General features: G+C 31.2%; 18 protein-coding genes. 13 read left to right on the top strand and 5 right to left on the bottom strand.

Translation table 11 applies throughout. From position 1 onward, the window contains the following. Positions 1-129: 129 nt before the first annotated feature. A complete protein-coding gene (locus ABNT65_RS13500) occupies positions 130-885 on the top strand; it encodes an SDR family NAD(P)-dependent oxidoreductase (protein ID WP_348703413.1) in 756 nt (251 codons plus the stop codon). Further along, on the top strand, positions 878-2,014 hold the full coding sequence (locus tag ABNT65_RS13495; RefSeq protein WP_348703414.1) for an ATP-binding protein: 1,137 nt from the start codon (positions 878-880) through the stop codon (positions 2,012-2,014). The genes ABNT65_RS13500 and ABNT65_RS13495 overlap by 8 nt, the downstream gene beginning before the upstream one ends. 47 nt (positions 2,015-2,061) lie before the next feature. Here the strand turns inward: ABNT65_RS13495 and ABNT65_RS13490 are convergent, their stop codons facing one another. After that, entirely contained in the window at positions 2,062-2,670 is a 609-nt protein-coding gene (locus tag ABNT65_RS13490; RefSeq protein WP_348703415.1) for a hypothetical protein, read from the bottom strand. A gap of 22 nt (positions 2,671-2,692) precedes the next feature. Beyond that, the gene (locus ABNT65_RS13485; RefSeq protein ID WP_348746056.1) at positions 2,693-3,631 is read right to left on the bottom strand and encodes an OmpA family protein; all 939 of its coding nucleotides are present in this window, start codon (positions 3,629-3,631) and stop codon (positions 2,693-2,695) included. A gap of 184 nt (positions 3,632-3,815) precedes the next feature. On the opposite strand from ABNT65_RS13485, the gene ABNT65_RS13480 reads away from it, so the two are divergent. Next, positions 3,816-4,196, top strand: coding sequence for an ankyrin repeat domain-containing protein (locus ABNT65_RS13480; RefSeq protein WP_348703418.1), 381 nt, complete (start codon positions 3,816-3,818; stop codon positions 4,194-4,196). Positions 4,197-4,272: 76 nt separating this feature from the next. After that, positions 4,273-5,349, top strand: coding sequence for a CNNM domain-containing protein (locus ABNT65_RS13475; protein ID WP_348746055.1), 1,077 nt, complete (start codon positions 4,273-4,275; stop codon positions 5,347-5,349). Positions 5,350-5,414: 65 nt separating this feature from the next. Here ABNT65_RS13475 and ABNT65_RS13470 read toward each other — a convergent pair whose 3' ends face one another. Both ABNT65_RS13470 and ABNT65_RS13465 read right to left on the bottom strand, forming a co-directional pair. Further along, complete coding sequence (locus ABNT65_RS13470) at positions 5,415-7,892, bottom strand: DUF5686 and carboxypeptidase regulatory-like domain-containing protein (RefSeq protein ID WP_348746054.1); 2,478 nt, start codon at positions 7,890-7,892, stop codon at positions 5,415-5,417. A gap of 316 nt (positions 7,893-8,208) precedes the next feature. Continuing rightward, positions 8,209-10,833 (bottom strand): AsmA-like C-terminal region-containing protein, encoded by a 2,625-nt coding sequence (locus tag ABNT65_RS13465; protein ID WP_348746053.1) that lies wholly within the window; start codon positions 10,831-10,833, stop codon positions 8,209-8,211. A 178-nt stretch (positions 10,834-11,011) separates the two neighbouring features. Between ABNT65_RS13465 and queG the strand changes: the two genes are divergently transcribed. Further along, the gene (queG, locus tag ABNT65_RS13460; protein ID WP_348746052.1) at positions 11,012-11,941 is read left to right on the top strand and encodes a tRNA epoxyqueuosine(34) reductase QueG; all 930 of its coding nucleotides are present in this window, start codon (positions 11,012-11,014) and stop codon (positions 11,939-11,941) included. 208 nt (positions 11,942-12,149) lie between these two features. Here queG and ABNT65_RS13455 read toward each other — a convergent pair whose 3' ends face one another. Then, positions 12,150-12,761 carry a PAS domain-containing protein gene (locus ABNT65_RS13455; RefSeq protein WP_348703426.1) on the bottom strand — a complete coding sequence of 204 codons (612 nt, stop codon included), beginning with the start codon at positions 12,759-12,761 and terminating at the stop codon, positions 12,150-12,152. Positions 12,762-12,898: 137 nt separating this feature from the next. Here ABNT65_RS13455 and ABNT65_RS13450 point away from each other — a divergent pair, with 137 nt between their 5' ends. The 8 genes from ABNT65_RS13450 (at position 12,899) to ABNT65_RS13415 (ending at position 26,060) form a co-directional block, all read left to right on the top strand. Next, a complete protein-coding gene (locus ABNT65_RS13450; RefSeq protein WP_348703428.1) occupies positions 12,899-15,178 on the top strand; it encodes an NADP-dependent malic enzyme in 2,280 nt (759 codons plus the stop codon). A 74-nt stretch (positions 15,179-15,252) separates the two neighbouring features. Beyond that, the gene (gene ruvA, locus ABNT65_RS13445; RefSeq protein ID WP_348703430.1) at positions 15,253-15,834 is read left to right on the top strand and encodes a Holliday junction branch migration protein RuvA; all 582 of its coding nucleotides are present in this window, start codon (positions 15,253-15,255) and stop codon (positions 15,832-15,834) included. A gap of 5 nt (positions 15,835-15,839) precedes the next feature. Beyond that, complete coding sequence (gene sprA, locus ABNT65_RS13440; protein ID WP_348746051.1) at positions 15,840-23,021, top strand: cell surface protein SprA; 7,182 nt, start codon at positions 15,840-15,842, stop codon at positions 23,019-23,021. A 28-nt stretch (positions 23,022-23,049) separates the two neighbouring features. Beyond that, positions 23,050-23,430: a glycine cleavage system protein GcvH gene (gene gcvH / locus ABNT65_RS13435; RefSeq protein ID WP_348703432.1), complete on the top strand. Its 381-nt coding sequence runs from the start codon at positions 23,050-23,052 to the stop codon at positions 23,428-23,430. After that, entirely contained in the window at positions 23,396-23,776 is a 381-nt protein-coding gene (locus ABNT65_RS13430; RefSeq protein ID WP_348746050.1) for a VanZ family protein, read from the top strand. Before gcvH ends, ABNT65_RS13430 begins: the two co-directional genes overlap by 35 nt. Positions 23,777-23,843: 67 nt before the next feature. Then, positions 23,844-24,566 (top strand): energy transducer TonB, encoded by a 723-nt coding sequence (locus tag ABNT65_RS13425; RefSeq protein ID WP_348703434.1) that lies wholly within the window; start codon positions 23,844-23,846, stop codon positions 24,564-24,566. Between the two features lie 105 nt (positions 24,567-24,671). After that, a complete protein-coding gene (locus tag ABNT65_RS13420; protein WP_348746049.1) occupies positions 24,672-25,427 on the top strand; it encodes an energy transducer TonB in 756 nt (251 codons plus the stop codon). A 48-nt stretch (positions 25,428-25,475) separates the two neighbouring features. Next, the gene (locus ABNT65_RS13415) at positions 25,476-26,060 is read left to right on the top strand and encodes an acyltransferase (protein WP_348739680.1); all 585 of its coding nucleotides are present in this window, start codon (positions 25,476-25,478) and stop codon (positions 26,058-26,060) included. Positions 26,061-26,074: the final 14 nt, after the last annotated feature.

Here is a 26,074-nt window from a genome sequence, read left to right as displayed (position 1 = left end):
AGTTTGGTTAGTTGATTTTTGGTTGGTTTTTTAAAACCAATTGAAATGGCCGCCCCGCCTGGGGCGGTTTTTTTGTTTTATAATATTCCGTTTACATAAAAAAAAGTACCTTTATAAGAAATTAAAAACATGGCTAAAACTGCTTTAATAACGGGAGCAACTTCAGGAATAGGAAAAGCAACAGCACAACTTTTTGCAAAGAATAATATTAATTTAATTATTTGTGGAAGACGCATTGAGCGCTTAAACCAATTAAAAAAAGAATTATCAAGTTATGTAGATGTTCATATTTTACAATTTGATGTTCGTTATAAGGAGGAAGTGCAAAAAGCAATTGAAAATTTACCAGAAGGTATTAATCAAATAGATATACTAATTAACAATGCGGGTAATGCACATGGATTACAATCTATACAAGAAGGAAGTTTGGAAGATTGGGATGCGATGATAGATGGAAATGTTAAAGGATTGTTGTATGTGTCAAAAGAAATTATACCTCAAATGGTAGAAAGAAAAGAAGGTTTTATACTGAATATAGGTTCAATTGCAGCAAAAGAGGTGTATCCTAATGGAAATGTATACTGTGCTTCAAAATTTGCTGTAGATGCTTTAAATAAGGGAATGCGTATTGATTTAAATCAACATAATATACGTGTTTGTGCTATACATCCAGGTCTAGTAGAAACTGAGTTTTCTGATGTCCGTTTTAAAGGAGACTCTCAGAGAGCTAAAACGGTATATCAAGGCTATAAGGCCTTACAACCTGAAGATATTGCTGATATAATATATTTTGTGGTTACAAGGCCTTATCATGTGAATATAGAAGACCTAATTGTATATCCTACTGCACAGGCCAGTGCTACCATATTAAAAAAGGATGATTAATAAACGGCTTCTAATTAAAAACCTGCTTTCTAAAAATGATGAAAATAGTTTTTACGATAAAAAGCAAAAACTCTCATTAAATTCAAAAGAAGGTAAAGCAAAGTTTGTAAAGCATGTATGTGCTTTATCTAACTCTAATCCTGATAATAACTCCTATATTGTAATTGGGGTTGAAGATGAGAATAATAAAATTGTTGGAGTAGATTTTTTTGATGATAGCAAAATTCAAAATTTAGTCAATGCCTATTTAAACAATCCTCCAAAAATTGAATATGAAAATGTGCCATTTCCAAGATTACCTAGGTATAAAGTAATAGGTTTGGTAACGATTTACCCTAACAGTGAAATTACCTCGTTAGCAAAATCAGCTTGGAAATATTCAAAAGGAACTGTTTTTTTTAGAAGAGGTAGTAATTCTATTCCTTCAGAAGAAGGTTTTGAGTTAAAAAACACCAATAAACCAGCTGTAGATTCCATTGAGAAAAATGCTCGTAATAATATTGAATTAACTCTAAACGGAGTTTTTGATTTCTTTAATCGCCATAAAGAATACAATCCTAAATACAAAGTTTTTAAAGAACAGTTTGTGTTATGTTGGGCAGGTAAAGAAAATAAAATAAATAATGAAACCTATTTTTCAAGAGTTGATATAGAGTTGGTTAATGAACAAGTGCGTTTGTTTTTTTCAAATTTAGACGATGTGCAGATATTTTATAATGAGCATTCATTTATTATTACAGAATATATTGTTTTAGGGATAGATACCATACAGAAACATTACCCTCTTGAAAAAACAATTATTCATTTTAAAGATAACGGAATTCATGATATTGCTACTGAATTTTTATTTGAACCACCTCAATTTGATAAAAAAATCTTACATCATATTTACAATAATAATAACACGATTATATCTAAAATAAGTAAGGGGATTCCACTTTCTGATACAGAGTTTGAGGATGTTTCAAAGTTGCCAACATCATACTTGATTTGTTATCTAAATGGTTTTTTAGAAGCACCGTTATATTTGAGAAAAGCTAAAAAATATATTAGAAACTTAGAAGATAAAACTACTTACGTAAAATATAAAGAAGCAATGCGTGTATTACGTAAGGTAAAGTATAATTAAAATAAAAAGACTTCGAATTTCCGAAGTCTTTTTATTATTACCTAAGTTTAGGCTTTTCCGCCGTCAAGCTCATCTTGCCATTTTAGTAGTTCTTCCCACTTGCCTTCGTAAGCCATTTGTGCTTGTTTTGGCCAGGTGTTAGGCTTATGAATTTTATATCTTTCTCCACCGCTATCCAAAACCTCTTGACATTTTTCTATAGAAGTTTCTCCTAAGGCTTTCCATGTAGAGATCCCAAAGCTTTGAAATAGTTGTTCTATTTTAGGTCCAATACCTTCTACAATCTTTAAATCATCTTGTTTAATTTTTTTGCCAAATACAGCTTTAGCAGCATCAGCATTAAAAGGAATTGACGCTACAGTAGTTGCTCCTGCAAGTGAAGCGGCGAAATTAGTATTTCCAGTATTAGATTCTTTAGCAACTTTTAAATCAGATTCTAAAGTTAATTTACTTTGATTACAAGCATCTAAGTCAGCTTGTAAAGCTAATCTAGCTTTTTTACAAGTTTCTAAATCAGTTTCTAATTTTGCTATAATATCATTAGAGTTATTGTTGTCGTCAGATTTATTTTTTCCCAGTAAATAACCAAAGTAAGCACACAAAGCACCTACTAGTAAAGGGATTAGCCAACAAGGTATAATGTCAAATAAGTTCATGTTTTTTCTTTTTTAGGTTTGTTTAGTTTATGGTTACTTCTATTCGTCTGTTTAAGGCTCTTCCTTCTTCAGTAGCATTGTCAGCAATAGGTTGGTTTTGCCCTTTGGAAGTTGCAGAGATATTTTCTTGTAAAATTCCATTTCTAATCAAATAGTTTTTTACAAAATTGGCTCTATCTTGTCCTAATTTCATATTTGCATCAGGGTTTCCAGTATTGTCAGTATGGCCAAGGACTATTATTTTAACGCCTAATTTATCCACACATTTAGAAATGTTAACAAATTTTTGTCGTTGTTCAGGTGTAAGATTAATACTAGCCTGACCAGTCTTAAAATATAATTTTAAAGGCTTGTTTTTTAGAGAGTCACAAGAAGCCTTCAAAAGTTCATCGTTTTTAACCGATTCTTCATTTCTTGTAAAAATATCAAAAGCTAAAGGACCGTGTAGAATATTGTTGCTATCAGGAATCAAATCATCATTTAATTTACCAAAAATATTAATTAACTTAGGTGAAATCCCTTTAGAAATCATGTAGTTTTCTACTGCTTTTGCTCGAGCTAATCCTAAGTTAGGGTAAGCAGTATCATTTATTTCATCACTTCTATAAAAACCAACTATGTTAAAACGTTTGTTTCCGTTTGCATCTAGATATTCTTTAATAATTGAAGTACCTTTTTCAATAGAAGAAGATATAGGAGTAAGTATTTTAAAATCTGAAGTGTTGAAATTGAAATTATCATTAATTTCATAAGATAAATCTCCGTTGGCATCTTTAATACTAAAAGGTATTAAAGTAGGTTCCTGTTTAGGCTTTGCTACTTCAGTATTGATTACCTCATTTTTATTAGTGCCTGTTATTTTGCCACAGCAAACTTTGCAGCAAAAAAAACAATAAAAAAAAGTACCAATAATGATGGTAAGTGCAATAAGTCCTAATAAATAAAGTGATTTTTTACTCATTAAGTTAGTTGTTTAAGTTAATGAATGTTAAAGTATTAAAAAATAATTAGAAATGAAAATTTGTTTTTTTAACAAACTAATATTACAAATGCTAAATAAATGTTAAGTATTGTAAAAAAGTGAAACATTTTTTTGTGAAGCCAGTCTTATAGGTGTAAATTTAATCTTATAAAAATCAACTCTCATGAAGAAATTTTTAGTAACTACCTTAGTACTTGTATTGTCATTTTCAACAATGAATGCAACAAACTCGATAGAAGATAATAAAACTACAACTACAAAGTATTTTAGACTAAGTACTTTTTGTAAAATGATCCAATCTGGAGATTATGAAGCTGTGGCCGCTTTTGTTAAAAACGGAACAGATATCAACAGAAAATCTATGGGATTAACTCCTGTAATGTATGCAGCAAGGTATAACAGAACAAAAATATTAAAATTGTTAATAGATAAAGGAGCTAGGTTAAAAACAAAATCAGATAAAGGGCATACAGCTCTTGATTATGCAAAGATGTCTAAAGCAACTGAATCTTACGATTTATTGAAAGCTGCATTGGAAAAATAATAAAAGAAGGTGTAATTATTTGAATTAAGACTGTCTATGTTGACAGTCTTTTTTATTTTTGCTAAAAATTTTAAAAATGACTTTATTACTGATTTACGCAACACTATCTATCTTATTTTCATTTCTATGTTCTATTTTAGAAGCAGTTTTGTTAAGTGTAACACCAACGTTTATTAATGTAAAAAAGAAAGAAGGAAAAGCATTTGCTAATGATTTAGAAGTGTTGAAAAAAGATGTTGATAAGCCTTTAATTGCCATTTTAACGGTAAATACAATTGCACATACAGTTGGGGCTATTTTGGTGGGAACACAAGCTAAAAAAGCATTTAATGATGATGGAAATGGTGTTTTGATTGTTTCTGTAGTGATGACCATTTTAATATTAGTGGCTTCTGAAATTATTCCAAAAACAATTGGGGCAACTTACTGGAAAGGGTTGGCAGGATTCTCTACAAGAGCTTTAAATATTTTGATTTTTGTTTGTAAATACACAGGAATTATTTGGGTATTACAATTGTTTACGAAAATGTTTGGTAAAGGTGCACATGGAGAAAGTGTGTTGAGTAGAGAAGATTTTTCTGTAATGACAGATATTGCTGAGCAAGAAGGAGTTTTTAAAGAGAGTGAAAGTAAAGTAATTCGTAATATGATAGGTTTTAAAGAGGTGCAAGCAAAACATATTATGACACCTCGTACTGTTTTAAAATCTGCGGATGAAAATCAAACCATTCAATCATTTTTTGATGAAAATAAATCTTTGCGATTTTCAAGAATACCTGTATATGCTAATAATTCGGATAATATAACTGGGTATATTTTAAAAGATCAGTTATTAGTTTCATTGATTAATAATGAAGGAGATAAACCGTTAAAAACAATTAAAAGAGATATTATTGTAGCAAAGAGAGATTTGTCTATTCCTAGTTTATTTGAGAAGTTAATAGAGCAAAGAGAGCACTTAGCTTTAGTGGTAGATGAATATGGTACAGTAAGTGGATTGGTAACACAAGAAGATGTTATTGAAACCTTGTTAGGTTTTGAGATTATGGATGAAAGTGATAACGTAGCAGATTTACAAAACTTTGCAAGAAAGAACTGGGAGGATAGAGCAAAACGTTTAGGAATTATTGATACTACTGAGGAAGCAGAGTAGGCTTCAGGTAGTAATAAAACAAATAAAAAAGAGAGCTAAGGTTGAATAGCTCTCTTTTTTATCTATTATAATTTTATCCCAAACAACATAGTGTTTTCTTTACGACCATTGAAGTTAGATTGTACAAAGTCAACTCTTAATATATTCCATTCTCCAATACCTATATTGTCAAGACCAATAGAGAATTCTGAATAAGGTTTGTTTTCTTTCGTAAATAATGCTTTAGCGCCAATAACTAAATGATAGTTTAACTGGTTGAGTAGTGGTATCTTATTAAGTAAAGCACCTCTAAAGTTTTGTTCTGCGTGCATTTCACTATACCTGTCATTGGTACTTAACGTATAGTATGGTAAAAGTAAAAAACCATTTAAATAATTGTTTTGTGGAGCTACGGTTAAACGATTACTATTAAAGTGAGCATAATCCATAAAAGGAATATCTTTCTTTTCTAAAAAGAGTCCACCTTTTACACGATATTTAAAGTCTCCCCAATTATCTAACGAAACCTGTTGGTTAATTTGAGAAAATACAACATCAGAATCCCAAGCTTCGTTTCCTGAGCCAAAATTCTTTTTATAGCCAATATATAACGATGGATATTTCTTATTGTCAATGTTTATTTTTCTATTTGGGTAAGACAGGTATTTCTGACCAAACTGAATAGAAAAACCTAAGTCGAAAGTCCACATTTTATGAGCAATGAATGAGGGAGTATTAAAGTTATTAGGCTGTAGTGGATTGTTAGAAGTGTAATTAACATCTTCTTGTGGGAACATTACGTAGCTTGTAGTGTTAAATAATGGATTTCTATCAGCATATTCTAAACCGGTGAATAAATGTAGGCCATTGGTTAACTCTTGAGAATAAGTAGCTTTAGCAAAGGTTTTTTCATATAGTTTTAAATAGTTTCTTTCAAAAAAAACAGAACTAATAGTATTCCAAAATCGAGAAATAGGTTTTTTACTGTTAAATTGAGTAGTAGTTACTCCACCAGATAGTTGTAGTTTTGGATAAGAAATGTTATTCCATTTATAAGAGAAGTGCCCAGTAGTTCTTGCTCTTTTGTCAGAGAAACCATAATCCGTTTTTAAGCCAACATCAAGGTTTTTTCCAGTTTCATTAAGTTGTTTTGAAAAATTTACATCAATTCCAGTATTCCATCCTTGAACTGTGTTGAAGCTCAGTTTTTCAATAGGTGAGGAAACATCAATAGACCATTTTTTATAAGTATTACTATACGTGTAGCCTGTAAGTATATTGAGTATGTTAAATTTATTCATACCTGTATCTACAGAATCTAAATATTTTTTTGAACTTCTAATTGTCTTAATACTATCTTTAACTTTATAATCTTTGATTTCTTCCTTAGTTAATGGCATTGGTCTAATTGTGTTCCAATAAGCAGAGTCTTTTTTAGTGGCATTTTCAGAAAAAGCAAGAACTTCGTTAGTAAAAGACTTACTAGAAAATGTAGGCTCTAAATTGTAATTAGAATAAGTAGCAGTAAATCTACCATCAAAATTAAATCCAAGTAACCCAGCTTTAAAATCAATTATCTGTGTAACAATAGGCCAAGATTTGGTGCTGGGGTCAAAATTGTAATTCTGTTTAATTTTAAGGTCTTTAATCATAGGGATACCTACTTGTTTACCAGAAATATAAACATCGGCACCATAAATAGCCCAATCGTCTTCTACAATATAAATAAAACCATTGAAAACACGATCTTTCTCTCTTTTAGGAAGTAGCTTTATTTTATTAATTAAGCGTCCGTTTTTATCATAAAAAGTACCTGAAAGTTTATAGTTATAATATCCAAAAGCACCGTTAGCAATAGGCGATATCATTTTTATATCAGCCAATTCAAAAGAGTTTTCATAGAAGTTAAAGTTTACATCATCTGCCTGATTAAAGCTAATACCGTTATCTTTCCCCGAAACTTTAGATGCAATAATATATTCGTTAAAGTTTTTCGGATTTTTTTGATATTTTATTTTAGAAATAGTTTCAGATAAGTATATAACTCCAGTACGTGTAGAATCTAATCCGCCACCAAAATCACCAACATCCATCCCTAGAAATGTTTCAGGAGCATCTTTGATTTTAAACAACCCTCTTGAATAAAAATCTGCAGTATATTTACCTAGTTTATCCGTGTTTTGATCTTTGTTAGCAATAGTGTTTCTTATAATTCTGTTAGCAGGGTTTTCTTTGGTGTTTATTTCAACCTCTTCTAAAGATACTTGTTCCTCTTGGAGTGTAACATTTAGTGTATATGGGAATTTAGAAACATCAATACTTTTTTTAACAGTTTTAAAACCTAAAAATTGGAAAATAATAGTGTGCTTTCCTTTATGTTTTATCTCTAAATTATAATCACCATTATTGTTGGTAGTTGTACCTGTTACAGAGTTTTCTAAGTACACACTAACAAAAGGTAATGGTTCTTGTTTTGTGTTGGTTACTTTCCCTGTTATTTGGGAAAAAATAGAAAAAGAAGTTAGTAAAAAAAGAAGCAATACTTTTTTTGATATAGTTTTCATAATTAATGATTAGTTTTATTGGTACCGCCAAAGGGTATAATAACCCGAGGCTTGCCTCGAAATTAAACTTATTATCTTATTAAATGCCTCGTGAGCTAGCCCCGAGGTAGTTTACTTATAGGCAATAACAGGTATTAATTTCCCATGTTAGGTCTAATTGTTTTGTAACAAAATTAACTTGAAATCTCAAACACTTATAATTGAGAGAGTTCATTAGCAAACGTAACAACTATATAGCCGATAACATGTCTTTATTATGTTAAAGATGTTATAATATAATCTTAAAAAAAGACGCTTCTATTTTATAAAAGGTTGCCTACTGTTTCTTTTTTTCTTCCTTTTTATTCTTTTTACCAAAAAGCCCGCCCAAAACATCCGTTACTTTTTTAACAGTATTGTTTTTTGTGTTGTTGTTAGCAGATGTTTTTGTAGTATCCTTTTTACTGCCTCCTAACAAGCTTCCTAAGGTGTTCTTAACAAGGTTGTCTTTTTGCTGTTGTACTAACTTTTGAGTTAGTTTAGAAATAGAAGAAGATAAATCAGTTTGTATGCTGGGAGAAGTCATGTTTCCTGTAATATTTGCTGAAACAGGTACCGTAACATTTTGCTGATTATCATTAAGCTTAGCCAATAAACCAGATACCTCCGATCCTAAGTATTTTGCAGGAACATCAAAAGTAACATTATAGTTCATACTTTGGTCAAAACCATGACTACCGCCTACTTTGATACCAATGTCTTTATATTTTAAATTAAAAGGTTTTACGTTTACTTTTCCATCATTAAAAGAAAGATGTGTTTTGATGTCAGATAAGTCAAGTTTAGTTAAATCAACAAAAGATAATTTGTTATTTAATAAGTTAAGTGCTTTTGTTTTTTCAGGATTAATTTTAGTTGATAATAGCTGCGCTAAAGCATCACCAGAAATAGAGTTCATATTAGGTGTAAAATCTTTATTTAAACTACCAGATAAATCAATTTCAGAATTTAACTTTCCATCCATAGCACCAGCAATTGGACTCAATGATTGTAGTAAATCCATACTAGTAAAAGATTGTGCAATGTCAAATGATTTCATTCCTAATTTTATAGCAAAAGTAGGTGTTGTTTTTTGTGTGTTTACTTCACCATTTAAAGAAATTTGACCGTTAAAAATACCAGCATTAACATCTTGTAAAGTGGCTTTTTCATCCTTTAGCCATAAAACACCTCTAACATTTTTCAAAGTTAAATTATCATAGTACACTGTTTTTGCATCAGCTAATACCTTGCAATCTAAAAAAGCAGGGATTTTTAAAGATTCTTCACCAGTTTTAGTTGGCGTATCTTCTTCAGAATTTTCTTTTTTAGTAGTTGATTCAGGTTTTTTCTCCATAAAATCACTCACGTAAAAGTTATTAGATTTTACGTTGAAAGTTCCCTGAAGTTTTTTGTCAGAAAGTAAAAAACCTAATAAATTGTTTATTTTACCAGTAGCATTTAAATCACTTTTTCCAGTTTTAGCATCAAATTTAGTTAAAGAAATAACCTTGGGGTCAAAATTTATGTTGGCATCTTTAATTTCAATAGCGTTCACTACATCTTTAGAGGAAAAAACAAAATCACTAATTCCTACAGTACCTTTGTTTTTTATTCGGTTTACCTTATTGGTTTTGATTGCGTCAACATCAAACTGTGTTTGTAAATTTGCTTTTAAAACACCTTGTAATTCATTTTCTAAATCAACAGGATACGCTTTGTTAATATTAGCTAAGTTGAGGGTTCCATTAATAGTAGCATTTACATTTGGATTTGTAGTTAAATTATGAACATTTCCTTTTCCTGAAAAAGTGTCTTCATCAATTTTAAAAGAGAGTTTATCAATAGTAACAAACGTATTTTCTACTTTTCCAGTCGTGTTTTTTATTTGCGAGTTTATATTGATGTTTCTAACACTTTTAGGAAGATCAGGATATTTAAAAGAAGCATTTTCCGCATTAATAGCAATATCTAATTTAGGAATATGTTTGTCATCTATAATACCATCCACTTTTCCTGCTACACTAAAGTTTCCAGAAGTTTTAACATTACTAATGTTTTTAGCATATACTTCAGGAATTAATCCTAAAAAGTTTTTAAAATCAGAAGAAGGTGTTTTAAAATTGATGTGTACTTCTTGATTATTTTCATTTATCTGAATAAGGCCATCAAATACCAATGGTAAATTATTTAGTTTGGCCTCATTTTTTAAGAATGAAAACTTTTTGTTTACCAAATCCATTCCCAAAACCGCATCCAAAGAAACTTTTTGATTTTTAGCATACGCTGTACTGTCCATTATAAAGGATACATGTGTACTAGTATTAGTTTTTAATTCAGAATTAGATTGAGAAAAGTCTCCACTACCACTATGGTTAAAGTCTGAAAGAAGTAAAGACATTTTACTCTTTTCATCATTATAGTTTATAGTTGTATTGGTAATACCATATTCTTGAATAGATAAACCAAAACTAGAAGGAGCGTCATTTGAAGTCTCTGTTTCTTGTTTAGAAGTATCAGAAGGTTTAGCAATATCATAATTAGCTTTACCATTTTTATTGGTTAGTACATTTACTAGCGCATTATCAACTTGAAAAGATTTAATATTTAATTGATCAGATGAATTTTTAAAAAGCTCTGTGAGTTGTAATTTTAAAACTATAGCTTCTGCATATAAAAGTGTATCTCCTTTAAAAGGTTCGTAATTAATTACAGAAACATTAGAAAGTTGTACAGCAGCATTTGGGAAATTTCTGAGTAAACTTAAATTACTATCAGAAAAATCTACTTGAGCATTTACATTATTATTAATAGTTTCTTTGATTAATCCAACAATCTTATCTTGAAATAAAAGAGGAATACTGATTAATAAAATAAAAAGACTTACTACAATACCGATTACAATTTTATAAACTTTTTTCATGAAGGAAGTTTTTAGTATACATATGCTAACGAACAAAGTTCAACATTTATTTGTTAACATATCGCTAAGAAAAGTATAAAAATAAAAGAATTGGTAATTTTGCAACAAAATAATTCCTCAATATAAATAGTCTATACAGGCAATTCTTAGACTGTTTTTGATAAAAATAAGCGTATTAATGGATCAAAAAGAGCAATATTCAGCATTTATCAAAACCCAAGCAAAACGTTTGGGGTTTTTAGGCTGTGGTATTGCCAAAGCAGATTTTTTGGAAGAAGAAGCACCGCGCTTAGAAAAATGGCTACAAAATGGATTTCATGGTAATATGCACTATATGGAAAATCATTTTGATAAACGTTTAGATCCAAGATTATTGGTAGAAGGTTCAAAATCGGTGGTTTCACTTTCGTATAATTATTATCCAGAAGAAATACAGGAAGAAGGCAGCTATAAAATATCAAAATATGCGTACGGGCAAGACTATCATCATGTTATAAAAGATAAACTGAGAGAATTATTACAATTGATTAATGATGAAATAGGAGAAGTCTCTGGTAGATGTTTTGTAGATTCGGCACCAGTAATGGAAAGAGCTTGGGCAGAAAAATCAGGATTAGGATGGAATGGAAAACACTCTTTATTAATTCAAAAGCAACAAGGTTCTTTTTTCTTTTTGGCAGAATTAATTATCGACTTAGAATTAGCATACGATCATCCGTTTACAACAGATCATTGTGGAAAATGTACCCGTTGTATTGATGCCTGTCCTACACAAGCTATATTACCTAATAATACAGTAGATGGGAGCAAATGTATATCTTATTTAACGATTGAATTGAGAGATAATATTCCCTCGGAATTTAAAGAAAAAACAGCCGATTGGATGTTTGGTTGTGATGTTTGTCAAGATGTGTGTCCATGGAATCGTTTTTCAAAACCTCATTCAGAACCTTTATTTGCTCCACAAGAAAGCTTACTAAAAATGTCAAAAAGAGAATGGGAAGAAATCACACAAGAAACCTTTAGTAAAGTATTTAAAAAATCAGCGGTAAAAAGAACAAAGTTCTCTGGATTGCAACGAAACATTTCTTTCTTAAAAAATGAATAACTAAACCAAGGATGAGCCTGTTGAAGTCGATACTTATAAAGTAAAACAGATCTTCGGCAAGAGTTGAGGTGTTCCCAATGCTGTTGAGACACTTTTGTTAGTTGTTTAGAAGCGCCCCAACATAATTGAGATGTTTTAAAGAAAATTAAATTTAAGTACTAGGTTATATTAAAGTCTTTTTTAGTATGTATTTTAAGAATTCAAAATACTAAGCAAACTCACCGAAGAAAAACCAATGCAAGCCTTTTTTAAAGTTGCTTTTACCGTCTTCTTTTTCTAGGTATTCTGCTTTTTTACTCTCTTCTTCAAATAAGTCTACTACAAATTCATTGTAGTTTTTTCCAACTTCTTCTTTTAAATAAGCATTAAAATAGAGTTCGCTAGCTTTTTCGCCTTTAAGATTTTCAATTTCTAATAATGTTCTATATAAAGGTTCAATTTTTTCTACAACTCCATTAGGGACTGCTTTTCTTCTAGCGGTATAACCTGTAGGATTTCCGCTTTCATCTTTATCAATTGAGAAGTCAGTAATTACCCAATAATACCTTCCTGTTCTGGTTAAGTTTTTAATTATAGCATGGAAATTTTCTCCTTTTTTTAAACTCTCCCATAAAATTTTAAAGGCAACTTTAGGCATATCTGGATGTCTAATTAAGTTGTGAGGTTCACCAATTAATTCAATAGCATTATATTCTGAGGCTTGGGTAAATGTGTCATTTGCATACAAAATTGTTCCGTGTAAATCAGTTTTGCTAACAATAACTTTGGAGGTGTCCCAAGAGACCTCTTCGTTAATTATTTGTTTTGGGGGCATATTCATTTCGGTATAATTTATAATTATTTACCGTGCAAAACTCTATTAATAAAGGATAAATAAATATGACTTTTATCAGGTTGTAAGTTATTTTAATTTCTAACAAAGCGTATATTTGTACGCTAATACAAACAACAACTATCATGAGTGAATCTAGAAAAAGGCGAGAAGCTTTGCTATACCACGCAAAACCCAAACCTGGAAAAATTTCAGTAGTTCCCACTAAAAAATATGCTACACAGCACGACTTATCTTTAGCATATTCTCCAGGAGTTGCAGAACCTTGTTTAGAGATAGCAAAGGATAAGAATAATGTATATAAATATACTGCTAAAAGTAATTTAGTTGCGGTAATATCAAATGGAACAGCAGTTTTAGGATTAGGAGATATTGGTCCAGAAGCATCTAAGCCTGTAATGGAAGGGAAAGGGTTACTTTTTAAAATATTTGCAGACATAGATGTTTTTGATATTGAGGTTGATGCAACCGATGTAGATAGATTTGTAGAAACTGTAAAAGCAATAGCACCAACTTTTGGAGGAATTAATTTAGAAGACATCAAAGCGCCTGAAGCTTTTGAAATTGAAACTAGATTAAAAGAAGAACTGGATATTCCTGTAATGCATGATGATCAACATGGAACGGCTATTATTTCTGCAGCAGCCTTAAAAAATGCGTTAGAAATTAATGGAAAGGATATTGCTAAGGTTCAAATAGTAGTAAATGGAGCAGGAGCAGCGGCAATTTCATGTACCCGTTTATATTTAGCTTTAGGTGCTAAAAGAGAAAATGTGGTAATGTGTGATAGTAAGGGAGTGATACGAAAAGACAGAGGAAACCTAACATCTCAAAAAGCAGAATTTGCTACAGATAAAGATGTAAATACATTAGAAGAAGCAATGTTGAATGCAGATGTATTTATTGGGCTGTCTAAAGGAAATGTGGTAACTCCAGAAATGCTATTGTCAATGGGGAAAAACCCAATAGTATTTGCTATGGCAAATCCAGAGCCAGAAATAGCTTATGATTTAGCAGTAGCTACCAGAGAAGATATTATAATGGCTACAGGAAGATCAGACCATCCTAACCAAGTGAATAACGTATTAGGTTTTCCATTCATTTTTAGGGGCGCTTTAGATGTAAGAGCTACCAAGATTAATGAAGAAATGAAAATGGCTGCAGTACATGCTTTGGCTGATTTAGCAAAAAAATCGGTACCAGAGCAAGTAAACATAGTGTATGATGAAGTAAGTCTTTCTTTTGGTAAAGATTATATTATTCCAAAGCCATTTGATCCAAGGTTAATTTATGAAATTCCACCAGCAATAGCAAAAGCAGCTATGGATTCTGGAATAGCAAAAGAACCTATTACAGATTGGGAGAAGTATAGAGAGGAATTAATGGATCGTTCAGGAACGGGAAGCAAAGAGATTAGATTATTACATAACCGAGCTAAGAAGAATCCTAAAACGATTGTATTTGCAGAAGCAGATCATTTAGATGTTTTAAAAGCGGCACAAAGAGTTTATGAAGAAAAAATAGGAACTCCTATTTTATTAGGTAGAAAAGATGTAATTCTTGAATTAAAAGAAGAGTTAGGTTTTACAGGTGAGGTGCCAATTATTGATCCAAAAACAGATGAAGAAGAAGGAAGAAGAAATCGATTTGCAAAAGCTTTTTGGGAAACACGTCAACGTAAAGGGGTTACTTATTTAGAAGCGCAAAAATGGATGAGAGAACGTAATTATTTTGCGGCAATGATGGTGAATACAGGGGAAGCAGATGCTTTAATAACCGGATATTCTAGGCCATATGCTTCTGTTGTAAAACCAATGTTAGAGTTAATTGAAAAAGATAAAGGGGTAACAAGAGTAGCGGCAACTAATCTTATGCTTACAAAGCAAGGCCCTATGTTTTTAGCAGATACAACGATTAATATCAATCCAACAGCTAAAGATCTAGCAAAAATTACACAATTAACATCTTCATTAGCAAAAATGTTTGGTATGAAACCTAATGTAGCTATGTTAGGATTCTCAAATTTTGGCTCAGCCAAATCAGAAACTTCAGCAAAAATTAGAGAAGCAGTAGCTTACATACATAGGAATTTTCCAAATGTAGTAGTAGATGGAGAATTACAAGCAGATTTTGCATTGAATCCAGAGTTGTTAGCTAAAGAATTTCCATTTTCAAAATTAAACGGAAAGAAAGTTAATGTGCTAATTTTTCCAAATCTTGAAGCGGCTAATATTACGTATAAGTTAATGAAACAGGTAGATGGAGTAGAGTCTATTGGTCCAATTTTATTAGGAATGAGTAAGCCAGTACACATTTTACAACTAGGGGCAAGTGTAGATGAAATGGTGAATATGGCAGCTGTAGCAGTGGTTGATGCACAGAATAAAGAGCTCCAAAAAAAGTAAGGAAAAAACCTTGAAAATGAATGTTTTTAAAAACAAATAATTTTTCTACTTTAGACAACGCGAAAAAATTATAGATGATAACACAAATTAGGGGAAGACTTGTTGAGAAAAATCCAACATACGTTGTGGTTGATTGTAATGGTGTTGGTTACTTATTACATATTTCTTTAAACACATTTTCAGCACTTACTAGTGATGAGAATATTGTGCTATATACACATCTATCAATAAGGGAAGATGCACATACCTTATATGGTTTTATCAATAAAACGGAAAGAGAAGTTTTTAGACTTCTTGTTTCGGTATCGGGAGTTGGCCCAAGTACAGCACGTACTATGCTATCTTCAATGAGTTCCGAAGAAATTCAACAAGCCATTGCTTCAGAAGATGTGAAATTAATCCAATCTGTAAAAGGAATTGGAGCAAAAACAGCGCAGAGAGTTATTGTTGATTTGAAAGATAAAATTCTTAAAACGTTTGATTTAGATGAAGTTTCTGTGGTTCAAAACAATACAAATAAAGAAGAAGCGTTATCTGCTTTAGAAGTATTAGGATTCGCTCGGAAACAAGCCGATAAAGTAGTTAGCAATTTATTAAAAGAAACTCCTGAAGCTACTGTTGAGCAGCTTATAAAACAGGCGTTAAAAAATTTATAAAAAGGTTGGGAAAGACATTTAGGAATAAATTATTTACAGCACTTACTTTATTAGTAAGTGTTGTTTCGTTTTCACAAGGTATTACAAAAAATAACAAAGAAGAAACTAAGAAAGACTCGGTTGTACCGCTTAAGTATAACTTTAAATACAATCAAAGAGGGAAGCTTTTTCTAAACAACCCATCTGAGTTTCAAGTGTCCTATGACAAGGCATTGAATAAATTTGTTTTGGTAGAAAAAATAGGTGATTATTATATTGGAACTCCTATTTTTATGACACCAAGAGAGTATGATAAGTATCGTTTAAAAAACGATATGAAAGCTTATTTCAAAGAAAAAGTAGATGCTACTGATTCAAGAAAAAAAGGAAATAAAAACGCTAGAAAAAACTTATTACCTAAGTATTACGTAAATTCTAAATTCTTTGAATCTGTTTTTGGAGGAAATACCGTTGAGGTGATTCCAAGAGGACAAGTTAATATTAAGTTAGGTGGTGTTTATCAAAATAATGAAAATCCACAAATAACTATAGACCAGCAAAGTAGTTTTACATTTGATTTCGATCAGCAAATTAGTGCTAGTTTACAAGCTAAAGTAGGTAAGAGATTAAAAGTAACAGCCAATTATGATACGCAGTCTACATTTGATTTTCAAAACTTAATAAAATTAGAGTATACTCCAACTGAAGATGATATTATTCAAGGAATTGATGCAGGTAACATTAGTATGCCTATTAAAAACTCATTAATTAATGGGGCACAAGCATTATTTGGTGTAAGAGCAGATTTACAATTTGGAAAAACAAAAATTACAGCAGCATTTTCACAACAGAATTCACAATCTAGAACGGTTGTTGCTGAAGGAGGAGCTACTATTGAAGAGTTTGAGTTAAGAGCTTCAGATTACGATAATGATCGCCACTTTTTCTTATCACAATACTTTAGGGAGAATTATAAAGAAGCTTTAAGAAACTATCCATTAATTAGTAGCCCTATTAACATAACAAGAGTTGAGGTTTGGATTACTAATAGAACACAAAATGTAAATGATTTTAGGAGTATTGTTGCTGTTGCCGATTTAGGGGAATCTGAAAATAGCAATAAAGTAAATTCAAATATAGATAATAGTACAAATCTTGTTTCGGTTAGAGGAAAAGTAATTCCTTACAATGAGGTAAATGAAATAGGAGGTTTATTAACTGAAAATAGTGGTCTTAGAGAGGTTTCTACGGTAAATGCTGCATTAGATGGTTTGTTGCCAGGAGGTAGCAAAGTTACTCAAGGAACTGATTTTTCATATTTGCAAAATGCACGTAAACTACAAGCAAATGAGTATAAATTACATCCACAATTAGGATTTATTTCTTTAAATAGAAGACTAAATGATGGTGAGGTATTAGCCGTTTCTTATGAATATACAGCAGTTGGAGCAACAGAAAATGGAGCGCCAACAAATAAAACAATATTCAAAGTAGGAGAGTTTTCTAATGATGGAGTTATAGCGCCTGCTAATTTAGTGGTAAAGTTATTACGTAGTGAAATATTAACAACCGTTAGAGAGGTTGCTGGTGTTAAAGAATCATTTCCAACATGGCGTTTAATGATGAAAAATGTATATGCTATTGGCGCATATCCATTGCAACAACAAGGATTTCGTTTTGATCTTTTATATCGAGATGATGAAACAGGGACATTACAAAATACGTTACAAAATGCAAGTGCTTCCACTATAAAAAACACACCATTAATGCAGGTATTTCATATTGATAGATTAGATCAAAGTCAATATGCAGTTGCTGGCGGAGATGGTTTCTTTGATTTTATTGAAGGCGCTACGGTAAACTCACAAAAAGGATATATTATTTTCCCTGATCCAGAGCCATTTGGAGACAATTCATATTTAGATAGTAAGTTAGCTCCAGCGGATAAAAGTAAGTACTTATTTGAAGATTTATATTTAACTACTAAAATTCAAGCAAAAAATGAGTTTCAGAATAAAGATAAATACTTCTTAAAAGGATACTTTAAATCTGAAACAAGTAGAGGAATTTCTTTAGGAGCTTTTAATATTCCAAGAGGGTCTGTAAAAGTAACAGCAGGAGGAAGACAACTAGTTGAAGGGGTTGATTATGTAGTAGATTATCAGTTGGGAAGAGTACAGGTTTTAGACCCAGGTTTAGAGGCTTCAGGTGTACCTATTAATGCTACTGTAGAAAATAACACCTTCTTTAATCAACAAAGAAAAACATTTATAGGTATTGATGTAGAGCATCGTTTTTCTGAGAACTTCACATTAGGAGGTACTTTTGTAAATGTAAGCGAAAGACCAATTACACCTAAGGTTAATTTTGGAGGAGAACCTATAGATAATACCATGTTAGGTTTAAATTTAGACTTTTCATCAGAAGTTCCTTATTTAACTAAGTTAGCAAACAAACTCCCTTTTGTAGAGACGGATGCACCTTCTAAGGTATCCGTAAGAGCTGATATGGCATATTTATTACCAGGTTCACCTAGTGGAATTGATGTAAACGGAACAGCTACATCATATTTAGATGATTTTGAAGCTTCGCAAATTCCTATTAATTTAAATGCACCACAACAATGGTTTTTAGCAAGTACTCCAGAATCTCAAGGTTTTGAAACCGATGGACAAAAGAATGATGATTTAGGATATAATGACCATAGAGCTAAAATGGCTTGGTATAATGTAGATCAGTTGTTTTATGGAACTGCAAATAGACCAGGTAGTATTGATGAAAATGAATTGTCTAGAGATGAGGTTCGTCAAATTCGTTATGAAGAACTATTTGATATTGATTTAGATATTACACAACAAAATTTAGTAAGAACATTAGATTTAGCTTATTATCCAGAAGAAAGAGGGCCTTATAATTTCAACACAACCGATGTAGATTCTGAAGGAAATTTTGATTCACCACCAGAAACTAACTGGGGAGGTATTATGCGTCCGTTAACTACTAATAATTTTGAACAAGCCAATGTAGAGTACATTCAGTTTTGGTTAATGGATCCTTATGAAAATTATTCGATTACAGAAGCAGAAGGATTACCAGCAGGAGCTAACCCAAAAGATGTTACCAATCATGGTAAGTTATTTATAAACTTAGGAAACATTTCTGAAGATATTTTACGTGATGGACGTAAGCAATATGAAAATGGATTACCGGAAGATGGTGTTAAAAATGCAGGAAGTAATGTAAGACAATCTGCTTGGGGATACACACCTATTAATCCTTCTATATTATATGCTTTTGCAACAGATGAAGCAGCTAGAGCAAATCAAGATGTTGGATTAGATGGTTTAACAGATGCAGAGGAAAGAACAATTTTCCCAGCACCATATTCAAATTTACCAGATCCGGCTGGAGATAACTTCCAGTTTTTTAGAGGAGGTAATTTGGATGCGGCAGATGCATCTATTTTAACAAGATATAAAAACTATAACAATACTCAGGGAAATTCACCAACAGCAAATCAGTCACAAGAAGCTTTTCCTACATCGTCAACAACTTATCCAGATACAGAAGATATTAATAAGGATCAAACGATGAATCCTGTAAGTAGTTATTTTGAATATGAAATACCTTTAAGCGCTACAGAGTTAAATAAAGGAGTTGGTTCTAATCATATAGTGGATGTAAAAAACAGTTCGGTTTCTTTGCCAAATGGAGAGACTAGAACTACTAGATGGTATCAATTTAGAATTCCAGTAAAAAGTGGTACACCAATAAATGGAATAACAGACTTTAATAGTATTCGTTTTGTTAGATTATTTGTTACGCAATTTAAAATTCCAGTGGTTTTACGTTTTGGAGAATTGGAATTAGTACGTAGTGATTGGAGACGTTACACTCAAAATGTGCCTAGTGGTGAGTTAAATAATTTTGAGATTGGTATTATAAATATTGAGCAAAATAGAGACAGATATGCATTGCCTCCTGGTATTCAAAGAGAGCAATTACAAGGAACGAATAGAATACAACGCCAAAATGAACAATCGGTAACTTTAAAAGTAACTGATTTACCAACTGATTCTATTAGAACTATCTATAAAAATATAAGTATTGATATGCGTAGGTATAAAAACTTACGAATGTTTTTACATGCTGAAGACCCTAATAGAATAGCGAAGCAAGGAGAAAATGCGGAAGCGGTGGCTATTATTCGTTTAGGGACTGACTTGAATGAAAATTATTACGAAATAGAAAAACCTCTAATATACTCCGAACCAAGTGGAACACCAGTTGATACTAGGGTATGGCCAGTAGAAAATGATTTAGATATTTTAGTAGAAGAGTTAGCAAAGCTAAAATTAGAAAGAACAGGTAGTTTAACAGATGTGTTTTCTGGAACTAGTACCAACGGATTAAAAATATCTGTAAAAGGTAATCCTACTTTAGCCCAAGTAAGAACTGTAATGTTAGGAGTTAAAAACACTTCAGCTTCTTCTAAAGATATAGAAGTGTGGTTTAATGAATTAAGAGCTGTAGGTTTTGATAATAAAGGAGGTTGGGCAGCTGTTGTAAATGCAGATGCTAATCTTGCGGATGTAATGGATATTTCATTAGGAGGAAGAATGTCTACCATTGGTTTTGGTAATGTTGAAGATAGGGTGCAACAGCGTAGTATCGAGGAAGTAAAGCAATATAATGTAGCAACGAATGTACAGTTAGGTAAAATGATGCCTAAAAAGTGGGGCATGCAAATACCAATGAGTTATAGTTATGGTGAAGAGTTTAGAGATCCTAAATATGATCCGCAGTTTCAAGACGTGACTATTGAACAAGCAAGAGATGCTGCTAATAATTCAGGAAATGAAAAGGCGAAGGAAAATATAGCAAATGCACAAGATTATACAAGAAGAAAGAGTATAAGCTTTATTAATGTTAAAAAGAATAGAAATCCAGAAAGTAAGAAAAAACAAAAGTTCTATGATGTAGAGAATTTGTCTGTTTCGTATTCTTTTAATGAAGAGTATCATAAAGATTATAATATAAAAAAATACGTGAATCAAAACGTAATGGCAGGAGCTAGCTATAATTTTAATTTTAAACCTTGGGTGTTAGAACCTTTCAAAAACTCTAAAAAATTAGGTAGTAAATATTGGCGTTTTATTAAGGACTTAAATATAAATCCAGTACCTAAAACTATAGCTTTAAACTCAAGGATAAATAGGAATTATAGTGCACAACAATCAAGAAACTTAATTGAAGGATTATCTGAGCAACCAGAACTCAAGCAACGAAATTTTGTGTTTGATTGGGACTATACAGTTGGTTTCGATTTAACTAAATCGCTACAGTTAAACTTTAATGCGACTAATAATTATATTTATGATAGTTTTGGTAGAGATGAAGATTTAGAAATCTATGATAAGTTTTTTAATATAGGTAGGCCTAATAGCTACCACCAAAAATTAAATGCTACTTATAAAGTACCGATCAATAAACTACCATATTTAGGATTTATTTCTGCAGATTATGGATATACCGCAGATTTTGACTGGCAAGCAGCATCACAAAGTCCAATTTTTAACGATGTAGGAGAAATTGTTGGAGATGTAAAAGACAAAGTTGGTAATATGATTCAGAATGCAAATACGCATAATTTGAATACAACTATTGATTTTGGAAGATTTTATAAAACATTAAAACTAGATAGACTTCTAGTTAAAAAAGCTAAAAATGCTCCAATTCAAAAAGGTTCCGTTAAATTGGGAGCAAATAATCAAGTTGCAAAACCTAAACTTAAAAAGAACGCTAAGTTTGGACAAAGAGTTTTAAAAGGAGTGTACGATGTTTTAACCTCTGTAAAAAGAGCAAAAATAAGCTATAGTCAAAACAATGGTACTTTATTACAAGGGTATAGACCATCTATAGGTTTCTTAGGAAGAAATAGTTATAGTGGAGGCATGGCACCAACATTTGGATTTGTTTTTGGAAGTCAAACAGATATTTTAAGAACTGCTATTGATAATGGTTGGTTAGTAACTAGAAATCAAAATGATCCAAATGATGAATACTTCAATAAAAACTATGGTAAAACAAGTAATAAGAAGTTAGATTATACCATTTCTGTAAAACCGTTTAAAGATTTAACTATTGATTTTAGAGGTAACAGAATAAAAACAAGTAATCTTACGCAGCAGTTAGATGTAGTTTTAAAAAATGGAGTAACAGATATTACTAATCCAACTAACTTTGAGCAGAATAGAGAAATTAGAGCGTTTGAATCTGGTAATTATAGTATTAGTCACTTTATGTTAGGAACTATGTTTACAAATGGAGAAACATTATATCAGAACTTTAGAAACTACCGAAGTACTATAGCTACTAGACTTCATGCCCAATCAGGTTTACCTAGTAACACAAATGGTGCGTATCAATTAAATGGTCAACAGGTAATGTTACCAGCATTTATTGCTGCGTATTCTGGAAATGATCCAAATTCAGTAGATACAGGTATCTTTAAAAACATACCAATACCTAACTGGACACTTCGCTACAATGGTTTAATGAAGTTTAAGTGGTTTAAGAAAAACTTCTCTTCTTTTGCTGTTACACATGGATATAAATCATCGTATACTATTGGAGATTACACCAATAATTTACAATATGGAACTGCCGATAACCCAGGAGTAAATACTGCGAAAAATTACCAATCACAATTGTTAATTTCATCTGCTACTTTAATAGATGAGTTTTCTCCTTTAATAAAAGTAGACTTTAGAATGAAGAACTCTTTATCTTTTAAAGGAGAGATTAGAAGAGATAGAAGTTTAACTTTAAACTTTAATAATAATACGTTAACAGATATTAATGGAACAGAATATATAATTGGATTTGGATATAAGATCAGAGATGTTAAATTTGTAACCCGATTTACAGGTAAAAAAGAAACCTTAAAAGGAGACATAAATTTAAGAGCAGATATATCATTAAGAGATAATTTAACATTAATAAGAAGCGTTGATGAAGACAATAACCAAGTAACAGGAGGAGAACGATTGTTTGGAATTAAATTCTTAGCAGATTATAATTTAAGTAAGAACTTAACAGCTTCTTTTTATTATAATCATCAAACATTTAATTACGCAATTTCTACAACGTTCCCAAGACAGTCTATCAATGCCGGAATTAATTTAGTATATAATTTAGGAAATTAAACAAACACAAAACAATAAAAACAATACAATGAACATTCCATCAGAATTAAAGTACACAAAAGACCACGAGTGGATCAAAATTGAAGAAGACGTAGTAACTATTGGTATTACGGATTTTGCTCAAGGTGAATTAGGAGACATCGTTTATGTTGATGTTGACACTTTAGATGATACTTTAGACGCAGAAGAGGTTTTCGGATCTGTAGAAGCTGTTAAAACAGTATCTGATTTATTTATGCCAGTTTCTGGAGAGGTAATTGAATTTAATGAAGAACTAGAAGACGAACCAGAATTAGTAAATTCTGATCCTTATGGAAAAGGTTGGATGATTAAAGTTAAAATCTCTGACGCTTCACAATTAGAAGACTTATTAAGTGCAGAAGCTTATCAAGAACTTATTAAAGGATAAAAAAATTAAAGTAGCAATAGCGATATTTATAACAATAAGTATCGCTATTCTTAGTTTAATACGGATAGGTAAACAACCGGTTGCTATAGCCAATATTGATAAAATAGAGCATATAATAGCCTATTTTGCTTTAACTTTCTCATGGTTACTTGCGCTTCCCAAAAATAATAAGCAAGTATATTTTATAACCTTTTGCTGCCTTATTTACGGCATAATAATTGAGCTTTTACAAGCTAGTATAACGACGTATAGAACTGGAGACTATTATGATATAATAGCAAATTCGGTAGGTATTTTAATAGCTTTTACATTTTTTAGCTTCTTTTTCAAGAAAAAACAGTGTTAATTGAAAAAATAGCTTGTAAAAGTTGGAATAAATTAATTAAATTAGCGAACTATTAAAAACTTATAGGATGGAAATTAAGAAAAATCCAAAATCAAACTTAGAGAATTACAGCAAGCTGTTTATGCAGTTAGGTTTGGTTTTAGCTTTATTTGTAACGTATGTTGCCATAGAGAATAAAACATACGATAAAGAATATGGAGATTTAGGGGTTGCAAGTATGAACTCTGATGTAGAGGAAGAAACTATTGAAATTCAACCAGAACCTATTAAACCACCACCAAGTACACCACCACCACCAGCTCCAGAAAAGATTGAAATTGTAGAAGACGAGAAGGAAGTTGAGGAAACAGTAATTGAATCAACTGAAACTGATGAATCTGAAGCTGTAGAAGTTGAAGAGATTGTTGAGGTGGAAGAGGAAGAAGAAGTAGTGGAAGATGTACCATTCTCAATTATTGAAGATGTACCTGTATTTCCAGGTTGTACGGGAAGTAAGGCTAAGAAAAAAGCTTGTTTAAATAAAAAAATGCAAAAACACGTACAACGTCACTTTGATGCAGATTTAGCAAATGAGTTAGGATTAGCACCTGGTAAAAAAAGAATTTACTTAATTTTTAAAATTGGTAAAACTGGTAATATTGAAGATATTAATGCAAGAGCTCCACATCCTAGATTAAAGAAAGAAGCAATTAGAATTGCAAAAAAATTACCTAAAATGCAGCCAGGAAAGCAAAGAGGTAGACCTGTAAGAGTTGGGTATACATTACCAATTACTTTCAATGTAGAGTAAACTTTTTTACAATATAAATGTTAAAAAAAGCAATCCATCACGGATTGCTTTTTTGTTGGCATATTTCTTGCTTCTTAACAAAGCATTAACATAAATTTTTATACTATGAAAATGCTTAAAAAAAATCCCAGAAAACAACTTGAAAAATTCTCAACAGTATTTACCCAATTAGGGTTAGTATTGGTGTTATTTGTGGTTTATGTAACACTTGAGTATGAGTCCGAGAGAACAAATACAATACCTGAACCCGTAGGAGAAGAAATTGGAGAAGTTTGGGACTTAACTGAAAAACCTAAAGTCTTTGTAAAAGAAGTAAAAAAGGTAAAAAGAGTAGTTGTAAAACCTATTTCTAATGATTTATCTAAAGTAAAAAAAGTGGATAATAATGAGGTTATTAAAAGAGTGGTAGATATTACACCAACAGATGAAGACCCAATTTTAGATATAGATAAGTTACCTGAGGTAGATGAAGGAGATGATATTGAACCTATAGATGATCCAAATACATATACCATACGTAACTTACAAAACGCCCCAGTTTTTAGAGGCTGTGAAGGACTAAATGAAGTCGAAGGCAGAAAGTGTTTGGAAAGAAAAATTAAAAAACATGTACAACGCTATTTTGATGCAGATTTAGCACAAGATTTAGGAATGCGTGCTGGAAAATATAGAATTTCAACTCAGTTTATAATTGATAAAGATGGACAGGTGAAAGGTTTACAAATAAGAGCACCTCATAAAAAATTAGAAAAGGAAGTAAAGAAAGTAGTTACAAAATTACCTAAGTTTACACCTGGTAAACAAAATAATAGGCCTGTTAAAGTAAAATATACCTTACCTATAACTTTTAGAGTAAATTAGTATTGAAAAACTCAACTATAAACAGTTGAGTTTTTTTATTTTTGATTTATGAGTGATTCAAAACAGTATTTTGCGCATGAAACTGCGGTAATAGACGAAGGTTGTACTATTGGTAAAGGAACTAAAATTTGGCATTTTAGTCATATAATGCCTAACTGTAAAATAGGAGAAGGTTGTAATATTGGTCAAAATGTAGTGGTTTCTCCTGAAGTAGTTTTAGGAAAAAATGTAAAAGTACAAAACAATGTATCCATATATACTGGAGTAATTTGTGAAGATGATGTTTTTTTAGGGCCTTCAATGGTATTTACCAATGTGATTAATCCAAGAAGTGCTATTAAACGAAAAAATGAATACAAAAGCACTCTAGTAAAAAAAGGAGCCAGTATAGGAGCCAATGCAACCATAGTTTGTGGCAATGATATTGGTGAATATGCATTTATTGGTGCTGGAGCCGTTGTAACAAAGGAAGTTTTGCCATATGCTTTAGTCGTTGGTAACCCTTCTAAACAAATAGGCTGGATAAGTGAATATGGACATCGTTTAAAGTTTGATAAAGAAGGGGTCGCAGCTTGTCCTGAGTCAAATGAGGAGTATAAGCTTACTCAAAATACTGTGATAAAACTTATTTAAGCCTTTATTTTTAT

The organism is Tenacibaculum sp. 190524A02b (assembly GCF_964036645.1).
Taxonomy (GTDB): domain Bacteria; phylum Bacteroidota; class Bacteroidia; order Flavobacteriales; family Flavobacteriaceae; genus Polaribacter; species Polaribacter vairaonense.
This window is presented reverse-complemented; position numbering and strand designations above follow the sequence as displayed.

What these genes read in the sequence shown, in the direction of transcription:
- ABNT65_RS13500 (WP_348703413.1), top strand. Translation starts at nt 130, where the DNA reads ATGGCTAAAACTGCTTTAATAACGGGAGCAACTTCAGGAATAGGAAAA.
- ABNT65_RS13495 (WP_348703414.1), top strand. Translation starts at nt 878, where the DNA reads ATGATTAATAAACGGCTTCTAATTAAAAACCTGCTTTCTAAAAATGAT.
- ABNT65_RS13490 (WP_348703415.1), bottom strand. Translation starts at nt 2,670, where the DNA reads ATGAACTTATTTGACATTATACCTTGTTGGCTAATCCCTTTACTAGTA.
- ABNT65_RS13485 (WP_348746056.1), bottom strand. Translation starts at nt 3,631, where the DNA reads ATGAGTAAAAAATCACTTTATTTATTAGGACTTATTGCACTTACCATC.
- ABNT65_RS13480 (WP_348703418.1), top strand. Translation starts at nt 3,816, where the DNA reads ATGAAGAAATTTTTAGTAACTACCTTAGTACTTGTATTGTCATTTTCA.
- ABNT65_RS13475 (WP_348746055.1), top strand. Translation starts at nt 4,273, where the DNA reads ATGACTTTATTACTGATTTACGCAACACTATCTATCTTATTTTCATTT.
- ABNT65_RS13470 (WP_348746054.1), bottom strand. Translation starts at nt 7,892, where the DNA reads ATGAAAACTATATCAAAAAAAGTATTGCTTCTTTTTTTACTAACTTCT.
- ABNT65_RS13465 (WP_348746053.1), bottom strand. Translation starts at nt 10,833, where the DNA reads ATGAAAAAAGTTTATAAAATTGTAATCGGTATTGTAGTAAGTCTTTTT.
- queG (WP_348746052.1), top strand. Translation starts at nt 11,012, where the DNA reads ATGGATCAAAAAGAGCAATATTCAGCATTTATCAAAACCCAAGCAAAA.
- ABNT65_RS13455 (WP_348703426.1), bottom strand. Translation starts at nt 12,761, where the DNA reads ATGAATATGCCCCCAAAACAAATAATTAACGAAGAGGTCTCTTGGGAC.
- ABNT65_RS13450 (WP_348703428.1), top strand. Translation starts at nt 12,899, where the DNA reads ATGAGTGAATCTAGAAAAAGGCGAGAAGCTTTGCTATACCACGCAAAA.
- ruvA (WP_348703430.1), top strand. Translation starts at nt 15,253, where the DNA reads ATGATAACACAAATTAGGGGAAGACTTGTTGAGAAAAATCCAACATAC.
- gcvH (WP_348703432.1), top strand. Translation starts at nt 23,050, where the DNA reads ATGAACATTCCATCAGAATTAAAGTACACAAAAGACCACGAGTGGATC.
- ABNT65_RS13425 (WP_348703434.1), top strand. Translation starts at nt 23,844, where the DNA reads ATGGAAATTAAGAAAAATCCAAAATCAAACTTAGAGAATTACAGCAAG.
- ABNT65_RS13420 (WP_348746049.1), top strand. Translation starts at nt 24,672, where the DNA reads ATGAAAATGCTTAAAAAAAATCCCAGAAAACAACTTGAAAAATTCTCA.
- ABNT65_RS13415 (WP_348739680.1), top strand. Translation starts at nt 25,476, where the DNA reads ATGAGTGATTCAAAACAGTATTTTGCGCATGAAACTGCGGTAATAGAC.